Source organism: Pseudomonas bharatica (assembly GCF_048586865.1).
Classification (GTDB): Bacteria; Pseudomonadota; Gammaproteobacteria; order Pseudomonadales; family Pseudomonadaceae; genus Aquipseudomonas; species Aquipseudomonas bharatica.
The window spans coordinates 173,517-198,134 of the sequence record NZ_JBMAWR010000005.1; the positions used below are offsets into that span (position 1 = coordinate 173,517).

Sequence of the window (24,618 nt, forward strand, 5' to 3'; positions counted from 1 at the left end):
CGGACCTTGTGGGAGCGGGTTCACCCGCGATTGCAACAGTGGACTCACCACCGTAATCGCGGGTAAACCCGCTCCCACAGGGTCCGTGTCCGCTTGAATGGATCAGGTACCAGACCGCCCTCGCATGTGGTGATCAGCCCCGATCAGCCACCGGGCATCTGGTACCTGAATTTGCTTAAAGCTTGATCAATACCGACTTCAGCTCGGTGTAATGCTCGATCGCCGCGGCGCCCATCTCGCGGCCGACGCCGGACATCTTGTAGCCGCCAAACGGCAGCGCCGGGTCCAGGGCGCTGTGGCAGTTGACCCAGACCGAGCCCGACTTGATTCGCGGAATCATGCGGTGCACCGCGCCCAGGTCGTTCGACCAGATACTTGCCCCCAGCCCGTACGGACTATCGTTCGCCAACCGCAGCGCCTCGGCCTCGTCATCGAACGGCATGGCCACCAGCACCGGCCCGAAGATTTCCTCCTGTACCAGTGGGTGCTGCTGGTCCACATCGACGATCACCGTCGGCTTGACGAAATACCCCGGACCGAACTGCTCACCGCCACAGGCGATGGTGGCGCCGCTGCTGCGCCCTTGCTCGATGTAGTCGAACACGCGTTTCTGCTGGCGCGCGGAAATCAGCGGGCCCATCTGCACGCTCGGATCAAGGCCGTTGCCCAGTTTCATGCCGTTGGCGATCCCGGCGATGTCCGCGACTACGTTGTCGAAGTGCTTGCGGTGTACATACAGGCGCGAGCCGGCGCAGCACACCTGGCCCTGGTTGAAGAAGATCGCCGTGGCGGCGCCGGCGACAGCGCTGGCGAGGTCGGCGTCGGGCATGACGATGGTCGGCGATTTGCCGCCCAGTTCCAGGGTGACCCGGGTCATGTTGTCCATGGCGATGCGGCCGATGTGCTGGCCGACGGCGGTCGAGCCGGTGAAGGTCAGCTTGTCCACGCGCGGGTCGCGGGTCAGGGCGTCGCCGGCAATGGCGCCGGTGCCGGTGACCACATTGAACACCCCGCTCGGGTAGCCGGCTTCGAGCACCAGTTCGGCCAGCTTCAGGGCGCTGAGCGGAGTTTCGTCGGCCGGCTTGAGGACCACGGTGCAGCCGGTGGCCAGGGCCGGGCCAAGTTTCCAGCAGGCCAGCAGCAGCGGGAAGTTCCAGGCGACGATGGCACCTACCACGCCTACCGCTTCACGCCGCACGAAGCCGTGGAATTCATCGTGCGGCATCAGTGGCATGGAGACATCGACCGTATGCCCCTCGACCTTGGTCGCCCAGCCGGCCATGTAGCGCAGGAAGTCGATGGACAACTGCACGTCCATGGCCCGTGCCACCACCGCGCTCTTGCCATTGTTCAGGCATTCGAGCTGGGCGAGGATCTCGGCGTCGCGCTCCATCAGGTCGGCCAGCTTCCACAGCAGGTTCTGCCGTTCACGGGGGCGGCTGCGGCTCCAGGCCGAATCGTCGAAGGCCTGGCGCGCCGCGCCCACCGCGCGGGCCACGTCGGCCGCGGTCGCTGCCGGCACCTGGCACAGCACGTCACCGTTGGCCGGGTTGCGCAAGGTCAGGCGTTCGCCGTCCGCGGCCTCGGCCCAGTCGGCACCGATCAGCATGGTGGGCGCGCGCCGGACGAAAGCCTCGACGGCCGGGTGCAAAGGGGCAGTGGTGGACATGGCAAACCTCGTTCTTGTGAGTGATTGCCAGGGCCATCGCAACCGCTGTGCCAAGCCCGTCGATGTTGGCGCCAGCCCATGCAATCCAAGGCCGGAGCACCGGCGCGGCAACGCCATGTCTTATACCGTCAGTCGCAAAATGCGACAGCGGGCGAGACAGTCCCAGCGCGGTGAGACAGCTGTCTCACGCCGTCTCGTTCGTCGCGAAACGTAGCACAGGGCCCGCCTTCCGCGGCCTGCAAGCCGCGTAAAACGGCGCTTGCGGCTCTTGGCACACAATGTGTATCGCCCCCCTCAAGCGGCTCTTCGGTGCGCGCTCTGCCGCTGTACGGCCGACGGAAGAGACCTATAAGAAGTGTACGAACAATAAGAAGAACCCCGTGGGAGGTCAGTCATCGATGAAGAGAACACTCAGGTTCGCCAGCGCCGGTGGCGTGCTGGCAGTGGCCGTCGGCCTTGCCGTGCAGCCGCAGGTCAGTGAGGCGCGCGAGGGCAAGCAGATTCTTATGGAGACCTGCCAGGGCTGCCACCTTCCCGAAGGTAACGACGCCCTGAGCCGCATCAGCCACCAGCGCAAAACGCCGGAAGGCTGGCTGATGACCATCGGCCGCATGCAGACCATGCACCAGTTGCAGATCAGCGACGAAGACCGTCGCACCCTGGTCAAGTACCTCGCCGACACCCAGGGCCTCGCCCCCAGCGAGACCGACGGCGTGCGCTATGCCCTCGAACGTCGGTTGAACACCGTCGAGAACATCGAGGAACCCACCCAGCAGATGTGTGCCCGCTGCCACTCCGGCGCGCGGGTCGCCCTGCAGCGGCGACCGGCCCAGGAATGGGAGCGCTTGGTGCATTTCCACCTCGGCCAGTGGCCGTCGCTGGAGTATCAGGCACTGTCTCGCGATCGCGACTGGTTCGAACTGGCGAAGCAGGACATGGTCCCGCTGCTGGCGCAGAAGTATCCCTTCGACAGCAAGGCCTGGAGCGACTGGCAGAAGTCCATGCCGAAGTCCGCGTCCTTGGCCGGCGACTGGAGCTTCAGCGGCCATCTGCCGGGCAAGGGGGAGCTGAACGGGGTGATGAAGGTCATCGCCGAGGACGGCGATCGCTTCAAGGTCAGCCTCGACGGGCAGTACGCCGATGGCAAGCCGTTCAAGGGCGAGGGCTCGGCGGTGCTGTACAGCGGCTATGAATGGCGCGGCACGGTGACCGTCGACGGCGTGAGCATGCGCCAGGTGCTCGCCGCCAACAATGGCCAGCTCAGCGGCCGCATGTTCGACAAGGCCCACGACGAACGCGGCCTCGATTTCACCGCCGCGCAGCAGGGCAGTGCGCGCCTGCTGGCAGTGCAGCCGGGCTATGTGAAGGCCGGCAGCGAAAGCGAGCTGACCCTGGTCGGCAGCGGCCTGAGCGGTACGCCGTCGTTCGGCAAGGGCGTTGAAGTGGTCGAGGTGCTGGAGAACACGCCGCAGCGTATCCGCGTGAAGGTGAAGGCCGCCGCCGATGCTGCCAGTGGTCTGCAGGAGGTATCCGTCGGCATGCTCGGCGGCCAGCAACTGGCCGTCTATCGCGAAATCGCCGAAGTGAAGGTGGTGCCGGCCTTCTCGGTCGCCCGGGTGGGTGACAACGGCGGCTCGACGCCGAAGGTGCAGGGGCGCTTCGACGCCGAGGCCTGGGGCCAGGGCGCCGATGGCAAGGCCTACCGCATCGGCGTGTTCCCGGCCAAATGGAAGGTCGAGCCGTTCGACGAGCGTGCCCGCGAGGACGAGGACGTCAGGTTCGCCGGCGTGATGCAGGCCGATACCGGCGTGTTCACCCCGGGTGATGCCGGGCCGAACCCGGCGCGCAAGATGTCCACCAACAACGCCGGTAACCTCAAGGTGATTGCTGCAGTGGACGATGCCGGCACCGCGCGCACCGGCGAGGGCCAGATGATCGTGACCATCCAGCGCTGGAACAACCCGCCTATCCCTTGATGAGCGGATCGACCGGGCCACATTCGAGTTTTCGAGGAGGTTGTGATGGGTGCCATCCTGAATCTGGTAGAACGCAATCTGCATGAAGTGCGGGTCGACGATGCCCGCATGCTGTTCCATATCCCCAGCAGCTCGCTGTTCGCCAGCGATGCCCTGACCGGGGAAATCATCGACAGCCTGCGCGGCGCCGGCTGCTCCAGCGAAGCGCTGGTGCAGCGCCTGGCCGAGCGCTTCGATGGTGATGAAGTCAACGAGGTGCTGCGCGAGCTGATCGCCCTGGAACTGGTCAGCGATGGTTCGCCGCTGACCCCGGACATCGCGGCGAAGCGGGTCGAGCGCACCGCGCTGAACACCGTGGTGCTCAACGTCAACACTGGCTGCAACCTGAGCTGCACCTACTGCTACAAGGAAGACCTGGACAAACCGTCGGCTGGCAAGCGCATGGACGTCGAGACCGCCGTGGCCTCGGTGGAAATGCTGCTCAAGGAGTCGCCGGACGAGCCGGTCTACACCGTGGTGTTCTTCGGCGGCGAGCCGTTGAGCAACCGCAAGTTGATCGAGTACATGGTCGACTATTGCGAGCGGCGTTTCACCGAGGCGGGCAAGCGCGTCGAGTTCGTCATGACCACCAACGCCACCCTGCTCACCGAGGAGATCGTCGACTACCTCAATGCCCACCGCTTCGGCTTGTCGGTGAGCATCGACGGGCCGAAGACCGTGCACGACCGCAACCGCATCACCGTGGGCGGGCAGGGCACCTACGATGTTGTGCGGCGCAAGGCCGACATGCTGCTGTCGCGCTACGACAGCCGTCCGGTAGGCGCGCGGGTAACCCTGACCACCGGGGTCACCGATATCGAGACCATCTGGAATCACTTGTTCAACGAGATAGGTTTCGCCGAGGTGGGCTTCGCGCCGGTGACATCCGGCGATATCAGTGCCTACAACCTCACCGGTGAGGAGCTGGTGCAAGTCTTCGCCAACATGAAGGCTCTCGGTCGGCGCTACCTGGAGGCGGCGCTGGAGCATCGCAATATCGGCTTCTCCAACCTGCACCAGTTGCTCACCGATATCCACGAGGGCCACAAGAAGGCGCTGCCGTGCGGTGCCGGCTTGAAGATGCTGGCGGTGGACCACAAGGGCGAACTGAACCTCTGCCACCGTTTCACCGGCTCCAGCCTGCCGACCTTCGGCAACGTGCACAGCGGGGTGAAGCAGGTCGAGCTCAACGACTTCCTGTCACAGCGCCTGGACCGCACAAACACCGGTTGCGACAGCTGCCGCATTCGCAACCTGTGCTCCGGCGGCTGCTACCACGAGAGTTATGCCCGCTATGGCGACCCGACTCATCCGACCTATCACTACTGCGAACTGATGCGCGACTGGGTGGACTTCGGCATCGAAGTCTACAGCCGGATCATGGCCGAAAACCCGGCCTTCATCACTCGCTACATCACTGCGCGCAAGGTGCACTGACATGAAACATCTCAAGCCGATCAACAACAAAGCCCTCAAGCTGGACCAGGCCGCCGAGGAAAACCGCATCGAGGAAGTGGTGGCGATGAACTCGGTCGCCGGCTGCGCCTCGACCACCGACCCGGGCTGGGAAATCGACGCCTTTGGTGGCGTCTCGTCGCTGTGCCAGCCGATGGAGTCGGACCTGTATGGCTGCTCCGACCCGTGCTGGTGGCCGGCGCAGGTGCCGGACATGATGAGCACCTTCCCCGACTGGAACAAGGACGCGCAGTCCTCCGGTGATGGCTGGCGCAACCTCGGGACCGTGTTCCCGGACGACAAATGAGCCCCCAGGCGAACAAGAAGAGGGATAACCGCATGCTCCAGATTGCAACCCGCGGCCTGGCCGCCCTGGTGGCGCTCGGCGCCGGTACGGCGATGGCCGCCGACGAAGGCAAGGCCCTGAATGCCGGCCACGAGTACATGGTGGTCACCAACTACCCGAACAACCTGCACGTCATCGACCTGAACAGCGAGAAACTCTACAAGACCTGCGTCATGCCCGATGCGTTCGGCCCGGGCTCGGTACAGCTGTCCCCGGACAAGCGCATCGCCTACGTGCTCAACAACCACTATGCCGATATCTACGGCGTCGAGCTGGACACCTGCAAGCAGGTGTTCCACGCCAGCATCACCCAGTTGCCGGGCGAAAAGGCGCGGTCGATGTTCTCCTTCACCGTCAGCCACGACGGCAAGGAGATCTACACCGTGGCCAATCCCACGAAGATCTTCAGCGACCACTACGAAGTGCAGGCGCCACGTCTGGACGTCTACGCCACCGATGGCGGGTTGAACGCCAAACCACTGCGCAGCTTCCCGGCCCCGCGCCAGCTGACCATCATGCAAAGCGGCGACGACGGCGCCCTGTACGTGGCCGGGCCGGATATCTACAAGGTGGACGTGAAGACCGGCAAGTTCGATGTGCTGGTCCCCAGCCGGCACTGGAAGCGCCCCGGCTACAGTGCGCCGGACGTGCTCTACGTATGGAACCAGCAGACCTACCGGCATGACTTCTCGCTGCTCTACACCACGGCGAAATTCACCGACGACAAGCAGGATCCGGCCACGGCGGAGAACCTCTACGGCTTCTTCAACATAGATCTCAAGACCGGCAAGACCCAGACCGTCGACTTCGGCCCGCTGACGGAAATCTACTTCAGCGGCATGCGCTCGCCAAAGGATCCCAACGTGGTGTATGGCGTGCTCAACCGGCTGGCGAAGTACGACATCAAGGCGAAGAAACTGGTCAAGGCAGCGGCGCTGGACCACTCGTACTACTGCATTTCGCTGAACAAGGCGGGAAGCAAGGTGTACCTGGCGGGGACGTACAACGATGTGGCGATCTTCGATGCGGACAGTTTGAAGCCGCTGGGCAAGATCAAGCTGCCTGGGGGGGATATGGCGATTACTACGGCGCAGGTGTTCGTCAGGTAGTCCTGCTTCGTTGTTGAGGGCCTCATCGCTGGCAAGCCAGCTCCCACAGTGATCTGAGTGCACCGCTGGACCTGTGGGAGCTGGCGTTGCCAGCGATCAGGCCAGACCAGGCAAAGTGGTTGCCTGATCTGGCCAAATCGCCGGCAACGCCGGCTCCCACAAGGGTGTGCAAGTCACCGCTACCGGGCTCGACGCGATCCCTGTTCAAGCCCTTTGCCAGCACCGCGCAAGTGAACTGGCGCACACCCCGGGGCCGGAAGTCTGGACTTCAATAGTGGCAATTGGCTATTGTTGCCTGGCATCACCCTCCCGGCCCTCGTTTCACCTCCGTCGACGCCCTGGCGTTCGCCGGCTCAAGCAAATGTCGCGTGCTGCCGATAGCGTTACGACGATCGGCGGCGACGATTTCGTCCTGGTTCCCTCCAGGCGCCTGTCCTTGTGTGTGTTCGTGTGCGTTTCATTCAATTCCAAGACAGGTTTTGCGGATGTTGGTCTACAGCCAGAAAAGTTTTCTCATCGTCGATGACTTCACCGATTTCCGTACTTCGCTGCGCTCGATGCTGCGCGAGATGGGGATCAAGGACGTCGACACCGCCGAGAGCGGCGAGACGGCGATCCGCATGTGCGGGCAGAAGCGCTACGACTTCATCCTCCACGACTTCCACATGGGCGACGGTCGCAAGAACGGCCAGCAGGTACTCGAAGACCTGATGCTCGACAAGCTGATCAGCCACGAAGCGATCTTCGTCATGATCACGGCTGAAAGCAGCCAGGCCGTGGTGCTCAGTGCCCTGGAGCACGAACCCGATGCCTACCTGACCAAGCCGTTCAACCGTGTCGGCCTCACCCAGCGCCTGGACAAGCTGGTGCAGCGCAAGACCCTGCTCAAGCCCATCCTTCAGGCGCTCGACCGTGGCAACCCGGCGCAAGTGCTGGTGGCCTGCGAGCAACTGTGCCGCCAGGATCCGCGCTTCGCCCCGCTGTGCCTGCGCTACCGCGCCGACGCCATGGCCGCGCTGAACCGGCATGAAGAACTGGAGCGCTTCCTCAAGGCGATCCTCGCCAACCGCCCGACCCCCTGGGCCTATTCGGCACTGGGCAAGCTGCTGTTCAAGCGCGGCCAGACCAGCCAGGCCAAGGATGTCTACGAGCAGGCGATCAAGGCTTTCTCGATGATGCCCGGGCTGTACGACGGCCTGGCCGAGGTGCTGGTGGCCCTGGGTGAAAGCCGTCGTGCCCAGCATGTGCTGGAGGATGCGGTGCGCCTGTCGCCCTTGGCGGTGAAACGGCAGATGCTGCTGGGCAAGCTGGCCTTGGCCAACGCCGACTTCGACGGTGCATCGCGGGCCTATCGGCAGGCGGTGAGCCAGGGCCAGAACTCGCGCTTCAAGGACCCGGAAAGCAACCTGGGGCTGGCCCAGGCGCTGATCCAGAAAAACACCGGCAATGGCCTGGACGCGCGCACCCGGGTCGAGATCAACCAGGTGCTCGGTGATGTCGCCAAGGAGTACGCCGAAGACCAGGGCCTGCAGGTGCGCGCACGGCTGATCAAGGCCACCGGCGTGGCCCAGGCCGGCGATGCCGAGACGGCGGCCAAGCTCACTGAAGCGGCCCTGGCGCGCCTGGAAACCATGGACCAGTTCTTCTCGGCCGAGGCCGCCCTGGCGGTCGCCGCCCAGCTCAAGCAACTGGGCCAGGAAGATGCCGGCAAGACCATCCTGAAGAACTGCGTCGAGGTCTACGGCGATGACAATGCGGTCATGCAGAACATCGCCAAGCTTACCGACGACCCGGCCATCCTCAGGGCCGGCAACGAGGCGGTCGATCTCAATCGCCAGGGCGTGCGCAGCTACCAGGCCGGGCAGTTGAACGAAGCGCTGGAGCAGTTCCGCAAGGCATTGAAGCTGCAACCGAAGAACATCAGCATCGCGCTCAACACCGCCCAGGCCCTGCTGCGTATCGGCGGGGAAAGTCCGGCGGCGGCGTTGCTGCAGGAGTGTCGCGATTGCCTGGCCAAGGTGGCCGGCATTCCCGATACCGATCCGCGCTACGAGCGCTACCGCAAACTGCGCATTCGCGCTGTGGGGTCATGATGTCCAGGGACAAGGAATCGGGGCTGGATTTTTCCACGGTGATCGCCTCCACCGTGCACGACATGAAGAACTCGCTGGCCATGCTCATGCAGGCCCATAGCCAATGGCTCTCGCGCCTGCCGGACAGCCACCAGCAGGCGCCCGAGCAGATAGTGATCGAGCACGAGTTCGTTCACCTGAACGGCATGCTGGTGCAGCTGCTGGGCCTGTACAAGCTCGGTATCAACCAGTTGCCGATGCTGCCGGACTACCACGAACTCGATGACTTCATCGGCGGGCTGCTGGCCGGTTACCAGGAGATCCTCCACAGCCGCGACATCGTTGCCCGCTACGAAATCGACGAGGCCACACCCCTCGGCTTCTTTGATCGCGAGCTGGTGGGGTCGGTGATTTCCAACATCATCAACAACGCCATTCGCTATGCAGGACACGCGTTGCTGGTCACCGTGCGCGAGGAAAACGAGGCGCTGGTGATCAGCGTCAACGACGACGGCGCGGGTTTCCCGGCGGCGATGATCGCCCAGCAGCACGAGTATGTGCAGGGCATCGAGCACAGCACGGCGAGTACCGGGCTGGGGTTGTATTTCGCCGCCAGGATCGCCGCGCTGCACGCGCGCAACGGCGTGCCGGGGCGGATCGAGATTGCCAATGGCGGGGCCTTGGGCGGTGGATTGTTCAGGCTGTATCTGCCCTGACCCCTCTACGGATGGAGCTCGATGTTCCCGTCTTCCGACTGGCGATAGATCGTGTACGGCAATGCCAGGGTATCCAGCACGCCGGACAAGGCGATATCCACCATGGTGAAGGGAATTGCGGCAGGTGAACCCGGCGCGTCGGTGGAATAGTTCGGCTCGCCGTTGAGAATGCAGAAGTTGTACACCGCACCGCTGTAGACCCGTGGCAGGGAGGCGCAGTAGGTGCGCCATTCCCGAAGGTTCTTTGCCGTTACCTGGTCGCCACGGACCACTGTGTTGAAGGTGCCGCAGCCGGGCAGGCTCAGGGCGAGAAATATGAGGAATGGCTTGCTGAAATTCATGAGGGCTGCTCCTTGGCGAAGAACCTTAGTTGATCGCAGGCTCCGGGGGGAGGGCTATCAGCTGCCAGCGAGGAAATCGTAGGAGGGAAATGTTGCCGGGGTAGGCTGGGTACTACTTCTGTCAGTTCCGGCCTCATCGCCGGCCACGCCGGCTCCCACAAGGTTATGTATCAGCCACAAAATGAGTGAGCGAAGCAAAAACCTGTGGGAGCCGGCGTTGCCGGCGATGAGGCCGGGAGCAACCACTTCAGTCCTCAGGCTTCAACCCGAAGCCTGCATCAGCGAAATCCCGCTCGCCATCGACTCGGCCAATGCCCGCGACGCCTCCAGGGCGTGCTGGGTCGCCCAGAGGATGCCGGCGAGATGGTTGTCCTTCACCACGTCGCAGGCCTGCAGATTGGTTTCATAGGCCGAACGCAGCAGCACGGTGAGATGGACCAGCGCCTTGTCCACATCGGCTCCGGCACGCACGGCGAAGAGCGGGGGATGATGGCCATCGCAGCCAGCGAAGCGGGTGTGGACGGTTACGGCGCGCGGGGATGGCGCGGGTGGATCGGGGACGATCTTCTTCATGGTGGTCATCTCGCTATCAATGCCACCACCCATCGCTGTCAAACAAAAGGGTGGCAGCTGTACGTAGGTTGACAGACCGAGAGCGAGAGAACCCGGCGCGCACGAAGCGCCCCACGCACAGCCGCCATGACACGATGCCCAGGCGAAAACGCCTGTTCAGGTGAAATGGGTGCCGCGGTTCAATCGCTGTTCAGCCTGTCAAAGCCGGTCGCCAGACATCAGCGACGGCAGCAAGACTAGGCAGCGTTTCCCCGGCACGCAACGGCAAACAAGCGGCGGAAGTATGCTTGGGAAATTGCCTACAAGAAAGTCGGAAGCAGATGAGGTTTTTGCCTAATGTAGCTGTATGGCCGGCGCCTGGCGAATCTGTATCTAACGCTCTACCGGTTCGGGTTACACAATGAGGTTTTCGACCAAGGTGTGAGTGTGATGACCGAGCTGACGGGTGATATCGATTTCGGCGAGCTGACGGTGCGTCGACTCGGGCCGGAGGATGCCGGGACTATCTGCGCCCATCGGGAGGCGATGTTTGTCGAGGCCGGAGGTGATCCGGCGAAGCTGCGCGTCATGACCGAGCACTTCCGCCCCTGGCTGCTGCCGCGCCTGGACGACGGGTGTTATTACGGGTTCGCCGTGGTCGATGGCGGCACGGTAGCCGCGGCGATCGGCTTGATGAGCATCGACTGGCCACCGCATCCGGCGCATCCGCAGAGGGATCAGCGTGGGTATGTGTTGAATGTGTATGTCGAGCCGGCGTATCGGCGACGGGGCTTGGCTTCGAAATTGATGAAACTGGGCGAGGCGGAGTTCACGCGACGCGGGCTGGGGTTTGCGGTGTTGCATGCTACCGAGGTGGGGCGGCCGGTTTATGAAGGGCTGGGATGGGAGAAGACGGCGGAAATGGCCAAGGTTCTCGGGTGAGATTCAAGGCCTTATCGCTGGCTTGTCGGACCGCCGCACCGCAGCGATGAGGCCCGAGGGGCCACCCTGGATCATTCAGACCCGGCAAACTTCCCCACATCCACCGGCATCGGCTTGAATTCCGGCCCCTGGCCGGATACCCGCCAGCGCACATTGGTGATCCCGTAGCGCTCGGCCATCGGCCGGCTGACCTTCTTGATTTTCTGCTGCCCGAAGCGGGGAATCACGCCGACGCCGGCATCGCAACTGGCCCAGTGCCAGGCCTCGGCGTTGTTCATGTTTTCCAGGCGAATGATGAAGGTGCGTGGCTGCCCCTGAAGTTCATAATCGATCACGTACAACTGTTGTCCCGCCATTGGTGGAATCCCTCCGTTTTCTTGCCGGCCGTCGACGCAGCCGTGATGCGCCGAGGTATCGGATGTGAGGGACAGTTGCGAATGCCGTGCCCGATCCTGGACATGCATTTGACCCAGTAAACACTGGAAGTGGCAGGACGCACGCGGTGCATTTTGCATGAACGGCCCTCGCCGGGCCGTGCAAAACGCGCGGTTCAGCTGGCGCACAGGGCCGGTAGTTGACGCATCATCAGCGCTGCGGCGTTGGGGGTGAGCAGCGTGCCGTTCAGCTGTTCGCGACGTACCCATTTGCAGGCGACGATTTCGTTGTCGGCCACCGCTTCGGTGTAGTCATCGAACTGGGTGGTGAATACGTGGTGGACGATATTGCCCACTTCCACCGAACATAATTGCAACAGGCCCAGGCTGCGCAACTTCGTCTCTTCCTCCAGTTCCCGGGCTGCCGCCTGGATCGGCTGCTCACCGGCCTCGACGGTACCGCCTGGGAAGTTCCATTTGCCGCCTTTCTTGCGCACGAGCAGTACCTTGCCGCTACGCAGGCAAATGATGGTGGCTCTGGCTTTGTATCTGCGGCTTTTTCCTGACATCGGGCAATCCTGTAAATCGGTGTTCTTTTGCGGGAGACTTGTGTACTTCCGGTCAGGTTCAATTAAACGTAGTTGAATTCGGAAGCATCTGGCGTGCCAGCCAGATGTGCTGTCAGACCTTTCATCATTTCCTACGGACCCCGATCCATGTCCCTGCGTGCCCTGCGAACCTTGGTCGCCATTGCCCAGCACGGCTCGTTCGCCCGTGCTGCCGAGGCGGTGCACCTCACCCAGTCGGCGGTGAGCCTGCATATCCGCGGGCTGGAAGAAGAGTTCAACGCGCCGCTGTTCGACCGTTCGCGGCGCCTGCCGGTGCTGACCGAAGCCGGGTACCTGGCGCTGGAGCGGGCGCGGGAGATCCTGGCGCTCTACGACGGCATCGCCGCCGAGCTTGGCGAGGACAGCGAACTGCGCGGGCGCTTGCGGGTGGGCGCTATCCATACGGCGCTGGCGGGTGTCCTGCCGGCGGCCCTGGCTGCGTTGAACGCCGAGCATCCGCATGTGCGGGTCAATGTCCTGTCGGGAATGTCGGCAGAACTGGCTACCCGGGTCGAGGCGGGGGAGCTGGACGCGGCGGTCACCACCGAGCCGGTCAAGCCACACCCCTACGGCCTGGTGAGCACCGTGCTGTACGAGGAGGGGTTCTGGATCATCGCTCCGCAGCGGCTCGCCGATGCCGACTCGCGCAGCCTGTTGCAGGACCAGCCGTTCTTTCGCTTCGATCGTCGTGCCTGGGCCGGCCGCACCATCGAGCGTGAACTGCGGCGCATGCGCCTGCGGGTGCGCACCACCATGGAGCTGGATAGCCAGGAAGCGCTGATCCGCATGGTCGCCAGCGGCCTCGGGGTGTCCATCGTGCCGTCGTCGGAACGGGTGCTGGGGAAGATCGAGCAACTGACCTACCGCCCTTTCGGCGATCCACAACGCACCCGCAAGGTGGTCCTGATCGAGCGCGAGGACCGCCCGCGGGGCCGTCTGGCCGCGGCGCTGGCCCAGACGATTCGCCGGCAGGCCGCGCTGACTGATGAGTAAAACTTGAGGGCTGCTCGATAATTCATCGTTTTTAATCAAGCTACCGGGTCTTTATCGTGACGCTCATCTGTTGATCGTGCGGACCCTGCCATGACCCTTTCCCTGTTGCTGGCCCTTGTGCCCATTGCCCTGCTGATCGCACTGGGTACCTGGCTGCGCAGCAGCCATTTCCTGGCCGACAGTTTCTGGCCCCAGGCCGAGCGCCTCGGCTATTACGTCCTGTTGCCCGCGCTGTTCGTGCATGGCCTGGCCACGGCGAAACTGGACGGCGTGCCGGTGCTGGGGATGGCCTTGGCGCTGGTCTCCTCCACGGTGCTGGTGGCGTTGCTGCTGGTGCTCTCGCGCCGCTGTTTCGCCGTGAGCGACGCGGCGTTCACCTCGGTCTTCCAGGGCGGGGTGCGCTTCAATAACTACGTTGGCGTTTCGGCGGCGGCAGGCCTGTTCGGCGCCCAGGGCATTGCCCTGGCAGCGGTGGCGAATGCGGCGATCGTGCCCACCGTCAACATCCTCTGCGTACTGGTGTTCGCCCGATACGGCTCGGCAGGGCGCATGAGCTGGAGGGGCGTGGCCCGGCAGATGGTCGTCAACCCGCTGTTGCTGGCCTGTGCGCTCGGGATCCTGTTGCACGCAACGGAGCTGGGCCTCCCGCCAGCAATCGAGCCGTTGTTGAAAGCCCTTGGCCAGGCCTCGCTGCCCTTGGGCCTGCTGTGCGTGGGCGCAGCGCTGGATCTCAAGGCGGCGCGCAGTTGGCTACGGCCGGTGGGCATGGCGTCGCTGGCGAAGTTCGTGGTCATGCCCATGGTGACCCTGGCCGCTTGCCATTTGTTCGGCCTCAGTGGCGAAGCGGCCATTGCCGCGCTGCTGTTCCAGGCGCTGCCCACCGCCTCATCGTCCTACATCATGGCCCGGCAACTGGGCGGCGATGCACCGCTGATGGCGGGGATCATCGCCGGACAGACATTGCTGGCGGGGGTGGCCTTGCCGTTGGCGGTGAGCAGTTTATTGCCTTGGGTTTGAAGGTGTCCTTCAGGGTCCTCTCGCTGACAGGCCACCTCCCGCAGGGAACCGCGGGAATGGCTAGAATAGGCGATTCGCCTGAGAGGACGCTGTCATGAATCCCGCCCCATCTACGCTAATCCGCGAAACCTTCCCCGTCGGCCCTTTGCAGTGCAACTGCACCATCATCGGCGACCCGGTCACCAAGAAAGCCATAGTCGTAGACCCGGGCGGCAACCCCGACCTGATCATGCAGAAGCTCGATGCCCATGGCCTGAAGGTGGTCAGCATCATCCATACCCATGCCCACCTCGATCATTTCCTGGCCTCCGGCCAGTTGAAGGAAAAGACCGGCGCCACCCTGCACCTGCACAAGGACGACCAGTTCCTCTGGGACAACCTGGAAATGCAGTGCCGCATGTTCGGCGTGCCGTACGTGCCGGTGCCGTCGCCGGACCGCTGGCTGGAGGATGACGAGGAACTGGCCTGTGGTTGCGGCGTGGCCTTGCATACGCCAGGTCACACCCCGGGCTCGATGAGCTTCTGGTTCGCCGACGCCAAGCTGCTGATCGCCGGCGATACCTTGTTCCGCCGTGGCGTGGGCCGCACCGATTTGTGGGGTGGCGATCAGGCAACTATCGTTCGTTCTATCAAACAGCGGCTGTATCGTCTCGACGAAGAGGCGACGGTGGTGGCCGGGCATGGTCCCGACACCCGTCTGGGTGAGGAAATGCGTGAAAATCCGTTTGTTCGGGCATGAGCGCAGGGAATTTTTCTTCGCCGCCGCACTCCAAGGCTGGTGGCGAACTCACGTCAGTTGGCCATCTATACGAATTGTTCGCAGGAGCTTGTCCATGTTCACCATGCGCCGTTTGATTATCGTCGCTACCGCCGCTGCCCTGATGACTGGCTGTGCCAGCCAGAACCCCTATGACAACCAGGGTGGCCAGGCGCAGGGCTCCTCAGGGATGAGCAAGACTGCCAAGTATGGCGGCCTGGGTGCGCTGGCCGGTGCCATCGCCGGTGCCGCCATCGATCACAACAACCGTGGCAAGGGCGCGCTGATCGGCGCGGCGGCAGTGGGTGCCGCGGCTGCGGGTTACGGCTACTACGCCGACAAGCAGGAAGCCGAGCTGCGCGCGAGCATGGCCAACACCGGTGTGGAAGTGCAGCGTGAAGGCGACCAGATCAAGCTAATCATGCCGGGCAACATCACCTTCGCCACCGACTCGGCGAACATCGCGCCAAGCTTCTATTCGCCGCTGAACAACCTGGCGAACTCGTTCAAGCAGTTCAACCAGAACACCATCGAGGTGGTGGGCTTCACCGACAGCACCGGTAGCCGCCAGCACAACATGGACCTGTCGCAGCGCCGCGCGCAGGCCGTCAGTACCTACCTGACTTCCCAGGGCGTCGATCCGTCGCGAGTGAGCGTGCGCGGCATGGGCCCCGACCAACCGATCGCGAGCAATGCCGATGCCAACGGCCGGGCGCAGAACCGCCGGGTAGAGGTGAACCTGAAGCCGATTCCAGGGCAGAACTATCAGCAGTAATCTTTGACGGCCCCATCGCTGGCAAGCCAACTCCCACAGTGTGGGAGCTGGCTTGCCAGCGATGGGGCCCTCGGGATCTCAACGATTCATCTGCTCCAACCGCTGATCCTTCCTCTCCCATAACCGGTTGATCCACTGCTGGAATGCCGCCCGGTATTCCTCGTCCTGGTCATAACTCTTTCCAAGGAATTCCCCCGGAATCGCCAGTTCCTCGAACTGCACGACGATCCGCCGCACCCGTCCGCACAGCAAGTCCCAGAAGCCAGGCGCGCCGTCGGGGTAGTGGATGGTGACATCGATGATCGACTCCAGCTGCTCGCCCATCGCATCCAGCACGAAGGCAATGCCCCCGGCCTTGGGCTTGAGCAGATGGCGGAAGGGTGAATGCTGCTGGTCATGCTTGGCCTGGGTGAAGCGCGTTCCCTCGGCGAAATTGAAGATCGCCGTGGGCTTGCCGCGGAACCTGGCGCAGGTCTTGCGCGTGGTTTCCAGGTCCTTGCCGCGCTTTTCCGGGTGCTTGTCCAGGTACGCCTTGCTGTAGCGCTTCATGAACGGGAAGCCCAGCGCCCACCAGGCCAGACCGATCACCGGCACCCAGATCAATGCCTGCTTGAGGAAGAACTTCAGCGGGCGAATGCGCCGGTTCAGCACGTATTGCAGCACCAGGATATCGACCCAGCTCTGGTGGTTGCTGGTCACCAGGTAGCTGTGCTGGTAGTCGAGCCCCTCCAGCCCTTGCACCTGCCAGCGGGTGCGCCCGAGCAGCTTCATCCAGCCCTTGTTGTTGCTGATCCAGGCTTCGTGGATATGCCGCATCAGCTCGTCCGTAACCCGCTGCGCCGCCGCGAACGGCAGGCACAGCTTGACCAGGCTGACGATGAACAGCGGTGTGCAGCAGGCCAGGGTATTGAGCCCCAGCAGCAAGGCGGCCAGCGTGCCGCGCAGGATGTCGGGCATGATCAGAACTCCGCCGCGCGGCTGGCCTGGATCGCGGTCAGAGCGATGGTGTAGACGATGTCGTCCACCTGGGCCCCGCGCGGCAGGTCGTTCACCGGTTTACGCAAGCCTTGCAGCATCGGCCCGAGGCTGACGCAATCGGCGCTGCGCTGTACCGCCTTGTGCGTGGTGTTGCCGGTGTTCAGGTCAGGGAACACGAACACCGTGGCGCGCCCGGCTACCGGGCTGTTGGGCGCCAGTTGCCGGGCGATTTCCAGGTTGGCGGCGGTGTCGTACTGCAGCGGGCCGTCGATCTGCAGGGCGCGCTGGGTTTCCTGGGCGAGCAGGGTGGCCTCGCGGACCTTCTCCACTTCTTCGCCGCTGGCAGACTCGCCGCTGGAGTAGCTGATCATCGCGACCCGTGGGTTGATCCCGAAGGCTTGTGCGGAGTCGGCGCTTTGCAGGGCGATTTCCGCCAGCTCGGCGGCACTCGGGTGCGGGTTCATCACGCAGTCGCCGTATACCAGCACCTGCTCGGGAAAGAGCATGAAGAACACCGAGGACACCAGGCTGCAACCCGGTGCGGTCTTGATCAATTGCAGGGCCGGGCGGATGGTGTTGGCGGTGGAGTGCACCAGGCCGGATACCAGGCCATCGACCTCGTCCAGGGCCAGCATCATGGTGCCGATCACCACCGGGTCTTCCAGTTGCTGCTCGGCCATCGGGGCGTTCAGGCTCTTGCTCTTGCGCAGGCTGACCATGGGTTCGACATAGCGCTCGCGGATCAGGTCCGGGTCGATGATCTCCAGGCCTTCCGGCAGGCTGATGCCCTGGGCCCGGGCGACCGCCTGGACGTCGTCCGGCCTGGCCAGCAGCACGCAGCGGGCGATACCCCTGGCCTGGCAGATGGCGGCGGCCTGCACGGTCATGGGCTCCGCGCCCTCGGGCAGGACGATGCGCTTGTTCGCCGCCTGGGCCTGCTGGATCAGGCGATAGCGGAACACCGCCGGCGACAGGCGCATTTCCCGCGGGGTGCCACAGCGCTGGTTGAGCCAGTCGGCATCGAGGTGGCTGGCGACGAAGTCGGTGATGATCTCCGCGCGCTCGCGGTCATCCACCGGGATTTCCTTGTTCAGCTGGTTGAGCTGGTTGGCGGTGTCGTAGGACCCGGTGCTCACCGAGAGGATCGGCAGGCCGGCGAGCAGGGCGCCCTGGCACAGTTCGAGGATACGTGGATCGGGCTTGCTGTCGCTGGTCAGCAGCAGGCCGGCCAGGGGCACGCCGTTGATCGCGGCGAGGCTGACGGCAAGGATGATGTCGTCGCGGTCGCCCGGGGTCACCACCAGCGTGCCCGGCTTGAGCAGCGGCACGGTGTTGGCCACGGTGCGGGCGCACAGGATGATCTTGTTCATGCGCCGGGTTTCGTAATCGCCGGCATTGAGCACCTGGGCACCGAGCAGGTCGGCGACATCCCGCGTGCGCGGGTCGTTCAACCCGGCCTGGAACGGGATGCAGCCGAGCAGGCGGAAGTCGCCGCTGCGCAGCAAGGGCGAATGTTCGCGCAGGCGGCTGGCGAACCCGGCCATGTCCTCGTCGCTGCGCACCTTGTTAAGAATCACCCCGAGCACTTTCGGGTCGCGCGGGCCGCCGAACAGTTGGGCCTGCAATTCGACGCGACCGGAGAGTTCGGCAAGCACGTCGTTTTCCGGCGCGGAAACCAGGATCACCTCGGCATCGAGGCTCTTGGCCAGGTGCTGGTTGACCCGCGCGGCATAGCTGGCGTGACGGGTCGGGACCATGCCCTCGACCACCAGCACGTCCTTGTCGACGCAGGCCTGCTGGTACAGGGTGATGATTTCTTCCAGCAGTTCATCCAGCAGGCCTTCACCGAGCATGCGCTCGACATGGGCCAGGCTCAGGGGCTTGGGCGGTTTCAGGCCGTGGGTCCGCGAAACCAGCTCGGTGGAGCGTTCCGGCCCGGTGTCGCCCGGGTGCGGCTGGGCGATTGGCTTGAAGAAACCGACCTTCAGGCCGGCCCGCTCCAGGGTGCGGACCAGGCCCAGGCTGATGGAGGTCAGGCCAACGCCGAAGTCGGTCGGCGCGATGAAAAAGGTTTGCATGCGAACTTCTCGAATGAGCCAGTGCAAAAAACGTCAATTGCCAAGGGTATCGCTAACCCGCCCTGCCGTGCATCCGCCAGTGGCAAAAGCCCCGGGATGGCGGTCCCGTCTGTCCGGGTTGCGTTCGCTTTCGGGCGATGCGTTGGTTACACTTGCTCGCTCACACTTCTTATGCAAAAGGTCTCGCCCCATGCTGATCGCCGCCAACAAGGCTGTCTCCATCGACTATACCCTGACCAACGACGCCGGTGAGGTCATCGACAGCTCCGCTGGCGGCGCGCCGCTGGTATACCTGCACGGCGCCGCCAATATCATCCCGGGCCTGGAAAAGGCCCTGGAAGGCAAGGGCGCCGGCGAAGAGCTGAACGTCACCATCGAGCCGGAAGACGCCTACGGCGAATACCTGGCCGAGCTGGTCAGCACCCTGAACCGCAGCATGTTCGAAGGCGTCGACCAACTGGAAGTCGGCATGCAGTTCCACGCCTCGGCGCCGGACGGCCAGATGCAGATCGTCACCATCCGCGACCTGGACGGCGACGACGTCACCGTCGACGGCAACCACCCGCTGGCCGGCCAGCGCCTGAACTTCAAGGTCAAGGTGGTCAACGTGCGTGACGCCAGCGAAGAAGAAATCGCCCATGGCCACGTCCATGGCGAAGGTGGCCATCACCACTGATTTTCTGCGCTAAGCTCAGAGAGTCGCGAAGGCGCCTTGTCCTTCCGTCGTGCAGTCCCGCAAGGGTGCATGCGGCAGGCCAGGCGCCTTTTTAGTGGGCCGCGATCGTGGCCGACCGCCGGGATGCCCGGGATCCGTCGTAGAAGGGGAGTACGTCATGAGTGCATTTCACGACCTGAAACTGCAAGCGCTGAACGGCCAGGACCTGTCGCTGGCACCGTTCAAGGGCCAGGTAGTGCTGGTGGTCAATGTCGCCTCCAAATGTGGCCTGACGCCGCAGTATGCGGCGCTGGAAAATCTCTATCAGCAGTACAAGGGCAAGGGTTTCAGCGTACTGGGCCTGCCGTGCAACCAGTTCGCCGGGCAGGAGCCGGGCAGCGAGGAAGAGATCGCCAGCTTCTGCAGCCTCAACTATGGGGTGACTTTCCCGCTTGGGGGCAAGCTTGAGGTCAACGGGGCGCAGCGGCATCCGCTGTATCGCTTGCTGGCGGGCGAGGGCGCGGAGTTTCCGGGCGACATCACCTGGAATTTCGAGAAATTCCTGGTAGGCAAGGACGGGCGGGTGCTGGCCCGGTTTTCGCCGCGGACCGCGCCGGATGATCCGGCAGTGGTGCAGGCGATCGAGAAGGCGTTGGCGTGACTCTTTGTTGGCCTTTTGGGCCTCATCGCCGGCAACGCCGGCTCCCACAGGTATCGCGTACACCGCTGAACCTTGTGGGAGCCGGCGTTGCCGGCGATGAGGCCCGGAAGAACAACACAAAGACCATGCCTTTAAATCACTCGAATCAATAGTACTCGTCCCTCACAACCACCCATTCTATGCTCAGGCGCCTTTCATCCCGAGGAGCGCCACATGTCCGCCAATGCACTGTTCACGCCTTTCCAACTGGGCGCCCTGGAGCTGCCGACCCGTGTAGTCATGGCGCCGATGACCCGCACCTTCTGCCCCGGCGGCGTGCCTCACGCCAAGGTGGTCGAGTACTACCGCCGCCGTGCCGCCGCCGGTGTCGGCCTGATCATCACCGAGGGCACCACCGTAGGCCACAAGGCCGCCAACGGTTACCCGAACGTACCGCGCTTCTACGGTGAGGATGCCCTGGCCGGCTGGAAGAAGGTGGTCGAGGCCGTCCATGCCGAGGGTGGCCGCATCGTGCCGCAACTGTGGCATGTGGGCATGGTCCGCCGCCTCGGTACCGAGCCGGACGCCAGCGTGCCGGGCTACGGCCCGAGCGAGAAGCTCAAGGATGGGCAGGAGGTGGTCCACGGCATGACCCGCGAGGATATCCAGGAGGTTATCGCCGCCTTCGCCCAGGCCGCCAGGGATGCTCGATCCATCGGCATGGACGGCGTGGAGATCCATGGTGCCCACGGTTACCTGATCGACCAGTTCTTCTGGGACGCCAGCAACCGTCGCGACGATGAGTACGGTGGCGATCTCGCGGGGCGTTCGCGGTTCGCCATCGAATTGATCCAGGCGGTGCGTGCTGCGGTAGGTCCGGATTTCCCGATCATCTTCCGCTTCTCCCAATGGAAGCAGCAGGACTACAACGCACGCCTGGTTACCACGCCCGAAGCCCTGGGAGACTTCCTCAAGCCTTTGTCCGAGGCCGGCGTGGATATCTTCCACTGCTCTACCCGTCGCTTCTGGGAGCCGGAGTTCGAAGGTTCGCCGCTCAACCTGGCGGGCTGGACGCGCCAGCTCACCGGCAAGCCGACCATCACCGTCGGTAGCGTAGGCCTGGATGGCGAGTTCCTGCAGTTCATGGTCGATACCGACAAGGTGGCGCAACCGGCCAGCCTGGAAAACCTGTTGCAACGGCTCGACGCCGAAGAGTTCGACCTGGTCGCGGTGGGGCGCGCGCTGCTGGTCGATCCGCAATGGGCGGCCAAGGTGCGGGACGGCCGCGAAGGCGAGATCCTGCCGTTCAGCCGCGAGGCGCTGACGAGCCTGGTTTGACCAGCAGGTCGGGCCCGTTCATTGCGACGGGCCTGCCTCGTAGCGGCTCGCAGGCATTGCGCAGGTGGGCCTCGAACTGCTCGACGATCGCCGGCCAGCCCTGGCGGCTGGCGTGCTGGCGGGCATTCAGGCGAACCCGGCGCAAGGTCTCGTCATCTTCCAGAAGCCAGCAGGCGGCATCGATAAAGGCGGCGGCATTGCCTGGTATCGCCAGTGCGCCATTGTGCCCGTGGCGGATATGCTGGGCCGCTGCGGCTTCATCATAGGCAACCACGCCCAGCCCCGAGGCGAGGGCCTCCAATACCACATTGCCGAAGGTCTCGGTCAGGCTCGGGAACAGGAAGATATCGCCGCAGGCATAGTGTTCGGCCAAGGGTTCGCCGCGCTGCGGGCCGCAGAAAATGGCGTCGGGCAGTTGTGCCTGCAGGGCGGCCCGTTGCGGGCCGTCGCCGACGATCACCAGGCGGATGCGGCGTTCCGGGTACCGGCGTTGCAATTCCTGAAGGGTACGCCCCAGCATCCCCAGGTTCTTTTCCGCGGCCAGCCTGCCGACATGCAGCAGGGCGATATCGTCGTGGCCCAGCCCCCATCGCTCACGTAGCGCCGCATTGCGTCGCGACGGGTTGAACAGGCAGCCATCGACTCCGCGGGACAACAGGGCCAGGCGCTCGAAGCCACGTCTTTCCAGAGCCAGGCGCTGGCTCGGGCTGGGCACCAGGGTGCTGTGGGTGCGCTGATGAAACCAGCGCAGGTAGTGGGTCAGCATCCGTGCCAGCAGGCCCAGGCCGTACTGGCTGGAATACTGCTGGAAGTTCGTATGGAAGCCACTGACCACGGTTATCCCCAGGCGCCGCGCGGCGCGCAGCGCACTCAGGCCCAGTGGGCCCTCGGTGGCGATGTAGAGCACATCCGGGCGGTCCCTGCGCCAGCGCCGCAGCAGCTTGTGCATCGACACCTGGCCCCACTGCAATCCCGGGTACCCCGGCAGCGGCCAGCCGCGGCAAAGCAGTTGGTCGGCGTTGGCCTGCCCGGGCGGGTCGTCGCTTTGCCGCGGCCGCACCAGTTCTACCCGGTGGCCGCGCTGGCGCAGGCCTTCGCTGAGGCGGCCGAGGGTGTTGGCCACGCCGTTTATTTCCGGCGGGAAGGTTTCGCTGATAAGGGTGATGTGCAGCGCGAGCGTCGTCATGCTGTCCAGTCTCCAGCGCTGAAATGGCTTGCGGGTGACGTTCGCATGACAACTTCATGACGCCCGATCCTTGGCGCTCCGGGCAAAGAAATATTCCCGTTTTGTTGCTCAAGAATGACGTCCCGTCAGCCGATGCAATACGCATTCCCCCGATGACGATAGCGCTCCAGGAGAGCGGTGATGTTCAACAGCAAACTGAAGAAAGAAAACCAGGAACTGCGCGAAAGACTGCTGAGCCTGGAGCAGGTCAAGGACAGCCTGGACAGCGAAATGCTGGTGCTGCAACTGGACCCGAGCGGGCGCATCGAGTCGGTGAATATCAACTTCGAAAAGGAAATGGGCTGGAGCAGTTCGCAACTGGTCGGCCGGCCTATCGAGGATATCGTTCCGGCGCACGTCAAGCCGCTGGATTTCTACCAGCGCATGAAGCAGGCCATCACCCGCGGCGAGCATCTCAACGGTGCATTCCGCCTGCTTCGTGGCAATGGCGAGGAGGCCTGGCTGCGTTCGATCCTGCAACCGGTGAAGGACGGCAACGGCCGTATTCAGTACTTCACCATGCACTCCAGCGACCTGACCCGGACCATCGAGACCTCGCGGGAGCACGAGAGCCTGATCAAGGCGCTGATGCGTTCCACCGCCGTGATCGAATTCAACCTCGACGGTGAAGTGCTGACGGCCAACGACCGCTTCCTGCGCACCATGGGCTACAGCCTGGAGCAGGTGCGCGGCAAGCATCACCGGATGTTCTGCGAGCCGGAGGAGTACAACTCCGCCGAGTACCAAGCGTTCTGGGGCAAGCTGCGCCGCGGCGAATTTGTCGCCGAGCGCTTCAAACGCATCGATGCCCACGGCCGGATCGTGTGGTTGGAAGCCTCGTACAACCCGATCATCGATGCCCATGATGTGCTGTACAAAATCGTCAAGTTCGCCACCGTGATCACCGACCAGGTGAATCAGGAAAATGCCGTCGCCCAGGCGGCCGATATTGCCTACACCAATTCGCTGGCCACCGACACCAGTGCGCGCCGGGCCACCGAGGTGGTGACCCAGACGGTGGATGTCATGCGTGGCCTGGAAACCTGCATGCAGGACGCCGCCAACGGCATCCAGGCACTGGACAAGCAGTCCCAGGTGATCGGCTCGATCATCAAGACCATCAGCGACATCGCCGGGCAGACCAACCTGCTGGCGCTCAACGCTGCCATCGAAGCGGCCCGTGCCGGCGAGCAGGGCCGGGGCTTCGCCGTGGTCGCCGACGAAGTCCGCCAACTGGCCTCGCGCACCAGCACCGCCACCGAGGAAATCGCTCGCGTGGTGCAGCAGAACGAGGAACTGGCCAAGGCCGCGGTGGACATCATCGACAGCAGCAAGCGCCAGGCCGAGCAAGGCCTTGAACTGGCCGGGCAGACGGGGACGGTGATCACCGAGATCCAGGACGGCGCGCGGAAGGTGGTGAACGCGGTGGGGCAGTTCTCCAATCAGCTGAAGTAATCGCGGATGGAAAATGGCCGGTGCGCGAGGCACCGGCCAATGTTTTCAGCGAATCCGCAACAACCTGTCCAGCGCCCAGCCACCACCACCCCGCGCGATCAGCAGCAGCAGCAGGCCTGCCCATGTCAGGTGCGTCGGCCAGGCATCCGGGTAGACGAACACCTGGATCACCAGGGTCATGCCCAGCAAGGCCAGCGCTGCGCCACGGGTGAACAACCCCAGGATCAGCAGCAACGGAAACAGATGCTCGGCGTAGGTCGCCAGGTAGGCGGCCAGGTGCGGCGGGATCAGCGGCAGCATGTACTCGCTGCGAAACAGCTCGAAGGTGCTTGGGGTCAGGGTCAGCAGGCCCTCGACCTTGGTGCGTCCGGACAGGAAGAACACGGCGGCGATGGCCAGCCGCGCGACAAGGCTCAGAACGGAGTCGCTGAGCAGCCGTTGCGCGGCGTCGGCGATACGGCTGTAGCGCGAGCGGTAGCAGTGCGGGGCGGTGTGGCTGATATCCATG

24 protein-coding genes and 1 pseudogene are annotated in these 24,618 nt (G+C 64.0%); 15 read left to right on the plus strand and 10 right to left on the minus strand.

The window, feature by feature from the left end:
- Window positions 1-175: 175 nt before the first annotated feature.
- Window positions 176-1,669, minus strand: a complete 1,494-nt coding sequence (locus ACKLLE_RS08850) for an aldehyde dehydrogenase family protein (protein ID WP_420057650.1) — start codon at window positions 1,667-1,669, stop codon at window positions 176-178.
- Window positions 1,670-2,067: 398 nt separating this feature from the next.
- On the opposite strand from ACKLLE_RS08850, the gene peaA reads away from it, so the two are divergent.
- The 6 genes from peaA (at window position 2,068) to ACKLLE_RS08880 (ending at window position 9,382) form a co-directional block, all read left to right on the plus strand.
- Window positions 2,068-3,645: a quinohemoprotein amine dehydrogenase subunit alpha gene (peaA, locus tag ACKLLE_RS08855; protein WP_420057652.1), complete on the plus strand. Its 1,578-nt coding sequence runs from the start codon at window positions 2,068-2,070 to the stop codon at window positions 3,643-3,645.
- A gap of 45 nt (window positions 3,646-3,690) precedes the next feature.
- Window positions 3,691-5,121 (plus strand): quinohemoprotein amine dehydrogenase maturation protein, encoded by a 1,431-nt coding sequence (peaB, locus tag ACKLLE_RS08860; protein WP_420057653.1) that lies wholly within the window; start codon window positions 3,691-3,693, stop codon window positions 5,119-5,121.
- A gap of 1 nt (window position 5,122) precedes the next feature.
- Entirely contained in the window at window positions 5,123-5,446 is a 324-nt protein-coding gene (gene qhpC / locus ACKLLE_RS08865) for a quinohemoprotein amine dehydrogenase subunit gamma (protein WP_009405860.1), read from the plus strand.
- A 32-nt stretch (window positions 5,447-5,478) separates the two neighbouring features.
- Window positions 5,479-6,594, plus strand: coding sequence for a quinohemoprotein amine dehydrogenase subunit beta (gene peaD, locus ACKLLE_RS08870; protein ID WP_420057655.1), 1,116 nt, complete (start codon window positions 5,479-5,481; stop codon window positions 6,592-6,594).
- 485 nt (window positions 6,595-7,079) lie between these two features.
- Window positions 7,080-8,687: a tetratricopeptide repeat-containing response regulator gene (locus ACKLLE_RS08875; RefSeq protein ID WP_064303636.1), complete on the plus strand. Its 1,608-nt coding sequence runs from the start codon at window positions 7,080-7,082 to the stop codon at window positions 8,685-8,687.
- Window positions 8,687-9,382 carry a sensor histidine kinase gene (locus ACKLLE_RS08880; RefSeq protein ID WP_064303637.1) on the plus strand — a complete coding sequence of 232 codons (696 nt, stop codon included), beginning with the start codon at window positions 8,687-8,689 and terminating at the stop codon, window positions 9,380-9,382. Before ACKLLE_RS08875 ends, ACKLLE_RS08880 begins: the two co-directional genes overlap by 1 nt.
- 5 nt (window positions 9,383-9,387) lie before the next feature.
- Here the strand turns inward: ACKLLE_RS08880 and ACKLLE_RS08885 are convergent, their stop codons facing one another.
- Together ACKLLE_RS08885 and ACKLLE_RS08890 are read right to left on the minus strand one after the other, a co-directional pair.
- Complete coding sequence (locus tag ACKLLE_RS08885) at window positions 9,388-9,723, minus strand: YceK/YidQ family lipoprotein (protein ID WP_420057656.1); 336 nt, start codon at window positions 9,721-9,723, stop codon at window positions 9,388-9,390.
- A gap of 261 nt (window positions 9,724-9,984) precedes the next feature.
- A complete protein-coding gene (locus tag ACKLLE_RS08890; protein WP_064302777.1) occupies window positions 9,985-10,296 on the minus strand; it encodes a hypothetical protein in 312 nt (103 codons plus the stop codon).
- Between the two features lie 429 nt (window positions 10,297-10,725).
- Between ACKLLE_RS08890 and ACKLLE_RS08895 the strand changes: the two genes are divergently transcribed.
- Window positions 10,726-11,217 carry a GNAT family N-acetyltransferase gene (locus ACKLLE_RS08895; protein WP_420057658.1) on the plus strand — a complete coding sequence of 164 codons (492 nt, stop codon included), beginning with the start codon at window positions 10,726-10,728 and terminating at the stop codon, window positions 11,215-11,217.
- Between the two features lie 71 nt (window positions 11,218-11,288).
- Here ACKLLE_RS08895 and ACKLLE_RS08900 read toward each other — a convergent pair whose 3' ends face one another.
- Together ACKLLE_RS08900 and ACKLLE_RS08905 are read right to left on the minus strand one after the other, a co-directional pair.
- On the minus strand, window positions 11,289-11,573 hold the full coding sequence (locus ACKLLE_RS08900) for a DUF6555 family protein (RefSeq protein WP_009405842.1): 285 nt from the start codon (window positions 11,571-11,573) through the stop codon (window positions 11,289-11,291).
- A gap of 194 nt (window positions 11,574-11,767) precedes the next feature.
- Entirely contained in the window at window positions 11,768-12,160 is a 393-nt protein-coding gene (locus tag ACKLLE_RS08905; protein ID WP_420057659.1) for an NUDIX hydrolase, read from the minus strand.
- A gap of 147 nt (window positions 12,161-12,307) precedes the next feature.
- Between ACKLLE_RS08905 and ACKLLE_RS08910 the strand changes: the two genes are divergently transcribed.
- The 4 genes from ACKLLE_RS08910 to ACKLLE_RS08925 all read left to right on the plus strand — a co-directional run bounded on the left by ACKLLE_RS08910 (window position 12,308) and on the right by ACKLLE_RS08925 (window position 15,741).
- On the plus strand, window positions 12,308-13,192 hold the full coding sequence (locus ACKLLE_RS08910; protein ID WP_420057660.1) for a LysR family transcriptional regulator: 885 nt from the start codon (window positions 12,308-12,310) through the stop codon (window positions 13,190-13,192).
- Between the two features lie 90 nt (window positions 13,193-13,282).
- Window positions 13,283-14,209 (plus strand): AEC family transporter, encoded by a 927-nt coding sequence (locus tag ACKLLE_RS08915; protein WP_420057661.1) that lies wholly within the window; start codon window positions 13,283-13,285, stop codon window positions 14,207-14,209.
- 94 nt (window positions 14,210-14,303) lie between these two features.
- Window positions 14,304-14,948, plus strand: a complete 645-nt coding sequence (locus ACKLLE_RS08920) for an MBL fold metallo-hydrolase (protein ID WP_420057662.1) — start codon at window positions 14,304-14,306, stop codon at window positions 14,946-14,948.
- 94 nt (window positions 14,949-15,042) lie between these two features.
- Window positions 15,043-15,741, plus strand: a complete 699-nt coding sequence (locus ACKLLE_RS08925) for a YiaD family glycine zipper/OmpA-like lipoprotein (protein ID WP_009405833.1) — start codon at window positions 15,043-15,045, stop codon at window positions 15,739-15,741.
- Between the two features lie 78 nt (window positions 15,742-15,819).
- Here ACKLLE_RS08925 and ACKLLE_RS08930 read toward each other — a convergent pair whose 3' ends face one another.
- From ACKLLE_RS08930 to ACKLLE_RS08940, 3 genes and pseudogenes are all read right to left on the minus strand, one after another.
- A complete protein-coding gene (locus tag ACKLLE_RS08930) occupies window positions 15,820-16,698 on the minus strand; it encodes an acyltransferase (RefSeq protein ID WP_420057663.1) in 879 nt (292 codons plus the stop codon).
- Between the two features lie 2 nt (window positions 16,699-16,700).
- Window positions 16,701-18,797 (minus strand): phosphate acetyltransferase, encoded by a 2,097-nt coding sequence (gene pta / locus ACKLLE_RS08935; protein ID WP_064302695.1) that lies wholly within the window; start codon window positions 18,795-18,797, stop codon window positions 16,701-16,703.
- Window positions 18,798-18,899: 102 nt separating this feature from the next.
- Window positions 18,900-19,019: pseudogene (locus ACKLLE_RS08940) on the minus strand (DUF3565 domain-containing protein); the annotation flags it as partial.
- Between ACKLLE_RS08940 and ACKLLE_RS08945 the strand changes: the two are divergent.
- The 3 genes from ACKLLE_RS08945 to ACKLLE_RS08955 all read left to right on the plus strand — a co-directional run bounded on the left by ACKLLE_RS08945 (window position 18,988) and on the right by ACKLLE_RS08955 (window position 21,430).
- Window positions 18,988-19,473 carry an FKBP-type peptidyl-prolyl cis-trans isomerase gene (locus ACKLLE_RS08945; RefSeq protein ID WP_009405827.1) on the plus strand — a complete coding sequence of 162 codons (486 nt, stop codon included), beginning with the start codon at window positions 18,988-18,990 and terminating at the stop codon, window positions 19,471-19,473. The pseudogene ACKLLE_RS08940 and the gene ACKLLE_RS08945 sit on opposite strands and share 32 nt — an antisense overlap.
- 157 nt (window positions 19,474-19,630) lie before the next feature.
- On the plus strand, window positions 19,631-20,113 hold the full coding sequence (locus ACKLLE_RS08950) for a glutathione peroxidase (RefSeq protein ID WP_420057664.1): 483 nt from the start codon (window positions 19,631-19,633) through the stop codon (window positions 20,111-20,113).
- Window positions 20,114-20,326: 213 nt separating this feature from the next.
- Window positions 20,327-21,430: an NADH:flavin oxidoreductase gene (locus tag ACKLLE_RS08955; RefSeq protein WP_420057666.1), complete on the plus strand. Its 1,104-nt coding sequence runs from the start codon at window positions 20,327-20,329 to the stop codon at window positions 21,428-21,430.
- On the opposite strand, the gene ACKLLE_RS08960 is transcribed toward ACKLLE_RS08955, so the two are convergent.
- Entirely contained in the window at window positions 21,399-22,616 is a 1,218-nt protein-coding gene (locus tag ACKLLE_RS08960; protein ID WP_420057667.1) for a glycosyltransferase family 4 protein, read from the minus strand. The two genes, ACKLLE_RS08955 and ACKLLE_RS08960, sit on opposite strands and share 32 nt — an antisense overlap.
- 180 nt (window positions 22,617-22,796) lie before the next feature.
- Here ACKLLE_RS08960 and ACKLLE_RS08965 point away from each other — a divergent pair, with 180 nt between their 5' ends.
- A complete protein-coding gene (locus ACKLLE_RS08965) occupies window positions 22,797-24,110 on the plus strand; it encodes a methyl-accepting chemotaxis protein (RefSeq protein ID WP_064302698.1) in 1,314 nt (437 codons plus the stop codon).
- Window positions 24,111-24,155: 45 nt separating this feature from the next.
- On the opposite strand, the gene ACKLLE_RS08970 is transcribed toward ACKLLE_RS08965, so the two are convergent.
- Window positions 24,156-24,617 (minus strand): DoxX family protein, encoded by a 462-nt coding sequence (locus ACKLLE_RS08970; protein ID WP_420057668.1) that lies wholly within the window; start codon window positions 24,615-24,617, stop codon window positions 24,156-24,158.
- Between the last annotated feature and the right edge of the window lies 1 nt (window position 24,618).

What these genes read in the sequence shown, in the direction of transcription:
- ACKLLE_RS08850 (WP_420057650.1), bottom strand. Translation starts at nt 1,669, where the DNA reads ATGTCCACCACTGCCCCTTTGCACCCGGCCGTCGAGGCTTTCGTCCGG.
- peaA (WP_420057652.1), top strand. Translation starts at nt 2,068, where the DNA reads ATGAAGAGAACACTCAGGTTCGCCAGCGCCGGTGGCGTGCTGGCAGTG.
- peaB (WP_420057653.1), top strand. Translation starts at nt 3,691, where the DNA reads ATGGGTGCCATCCTGAATCTGGTAGAACGCAATCTGCATGAAGTGCGG.
- qhpC (WP_009405860.1), top strand. Translation starts at nt 5,123, where the DNA reads ATGAAACATCTCAAGCCGATCAACAACAAAGCCCTCAAGCTGGACCAG.
- peaD (WP_420057655.1), top strand. Translation starts at nt 5,479, where the DNA reads ATGCTCCAGATTGCAACCCGCGGCCTGGCCGCCCTGGTGGCGCTCGGC.
- ACKLLE_RS08875 (WP_064303636.1), top strand. Translation starts at nt 7,080, where the DNA reads ATGTTGGTCTACAGCCAGAAAAGTTTTCTCATCGTCGATGACTTCACC.
- ACKLLE_RS08880 (WP_064303637.1), top strand. Translation starts at nt 8,687, where the DNA reads ATGTCCAGGGACAAGGAATCGGGGCTGGATTTTTCCACGGTGATCGCC.
- ACKLLE_RS08885 (WP_420057656.1), bottom strand. Translation starts at nt 9,723, where the DNA reads ATGAATTTCAGCAAGCCATTCCTCATATTTCTCGCCCTGAGCCTGCCC.
- ACKLLE_RS08890 (WP_064302777.1), bottom strand. Translation starts at nt 10,296, where the DNA reads ATGAAGAAGATCGTCCCCGATCCACCCGCGCCATCCCCGCGCGCCGTA.
- ACKLLE_RS08895 (WP_420057658.1), top strand. Translation starts at nt 10,726, where the DNA reads ATGACCGAGCTGACGGGTGATATCGATTTCGGCGAGCTGACGGTGCGT.
- ACKLLE_RS08900 (WP_009405842.1), bottom strand. Translation starts at nt 11,573, where the DNA reads ATGGCGGGACAACAGTTGTACGTGATCGATTATGAACTTCAGGGGCAG.
- ACKLLE_RS08905 (WP_420057659.1), bottom strand. Translation starts at nt 12,160, where the DNA reads ATGTCAGGAAAAAGCCGCAGATACAAAGCCAGAGCCACCATCATTTGC.
- ACKLLE_RS08910 (WP_420057660.1), top strand. Translation starts at nt 12,308, where the DNA reads ATGTCCCTGCGTGCCCTGCGAACCTTGGTCGCCATTGCCCAGCACGGC.
- ACKLLE_RS08915 (WP_420057661.1), top strand. Translation starts at nt 13,283, where the DNA reads ATGACCCTTTCCCTGTTGCTGGCCCTTGTGCCCATTGCCCTGCTGATC.
- ACKLLE_RS08920 (WP_420057662.1), top strand. Translation starts at nt 14,304, where the DNA reads ATGAATCCCGCCCCATCTACGCTAATCCGCGAAACCTTCCCCGTCGGC.
- ACKLLE_RS08925 (WP_009405833.1), top strand. Translation starts at nt 15,043, where the DNA reads ATGTTCACCATGCGCCGTTTGATTATCGTCGCTACCGCCGCTGCCCTG.
- ACKLLE_RS08930 (WP_420057663.1), bottom strand. Translation starts at nt 16,698, where the DNA reads ATGCCCGACATCCTGCGCGGCACGCTGGCCGCCTTGCTGCTGGGGCTC.
- pta (WP_064302695.1), bottom strand. Translation starts at nt 18,797, where the DNA reads ATGCAAACCTTTTTCATCGCGCCGACCGACTTCGGCGTTGGCCTGACC.
- ACKLLE_RS08945 (WP_009405827.1), top strand. Translation starts at nt 18,988, where the DNA reads ATGCTGATCGCCGCCAACAAGGCTGTCTCCATCGACTATACCCTGACC.
- ACKLLE_RS08950 (WP_420057664.1), top strand. Translation starts at nt 19,631, where the DNA reads ATGAGTGCATTTCACGACCTGAAACTGCAAGCGCTGAACGGCCAGGAC.
- ACKLLE_RS08955 (WP_420057666.1), top strand. Translation starts at nt 20,327, where the DNA reads ATGTCCGCCAATGCACTGTTCACGCCTTTCCAACTGGGCGCCCTGGAG.
- ACKLLE_RS08960 (WP_420057667.1), bottom strand. Translation starts at nt 22,616, where the DNA reads ATGACGACGCTCGCGCTGCACATCACCCTTATCAGCGAAACCTTCCCG.
- ACKLLE_RS08965 (WP_064302698.1), top strand. Translation starts at nt 22,797, where the DNA reads ATGTTCAACAGCAAACTGAAGAAAGAAAACCAGGAACTGCGCGAAAGA.
- ACKLLE_RS08970 (WP_420057668.1), bottom strand. Translation starts at nt 24,617, where the DNA reads ATGGATATCAGCCACACCGCCCCGCACTGCTACCGCTCGCGCTACAGC.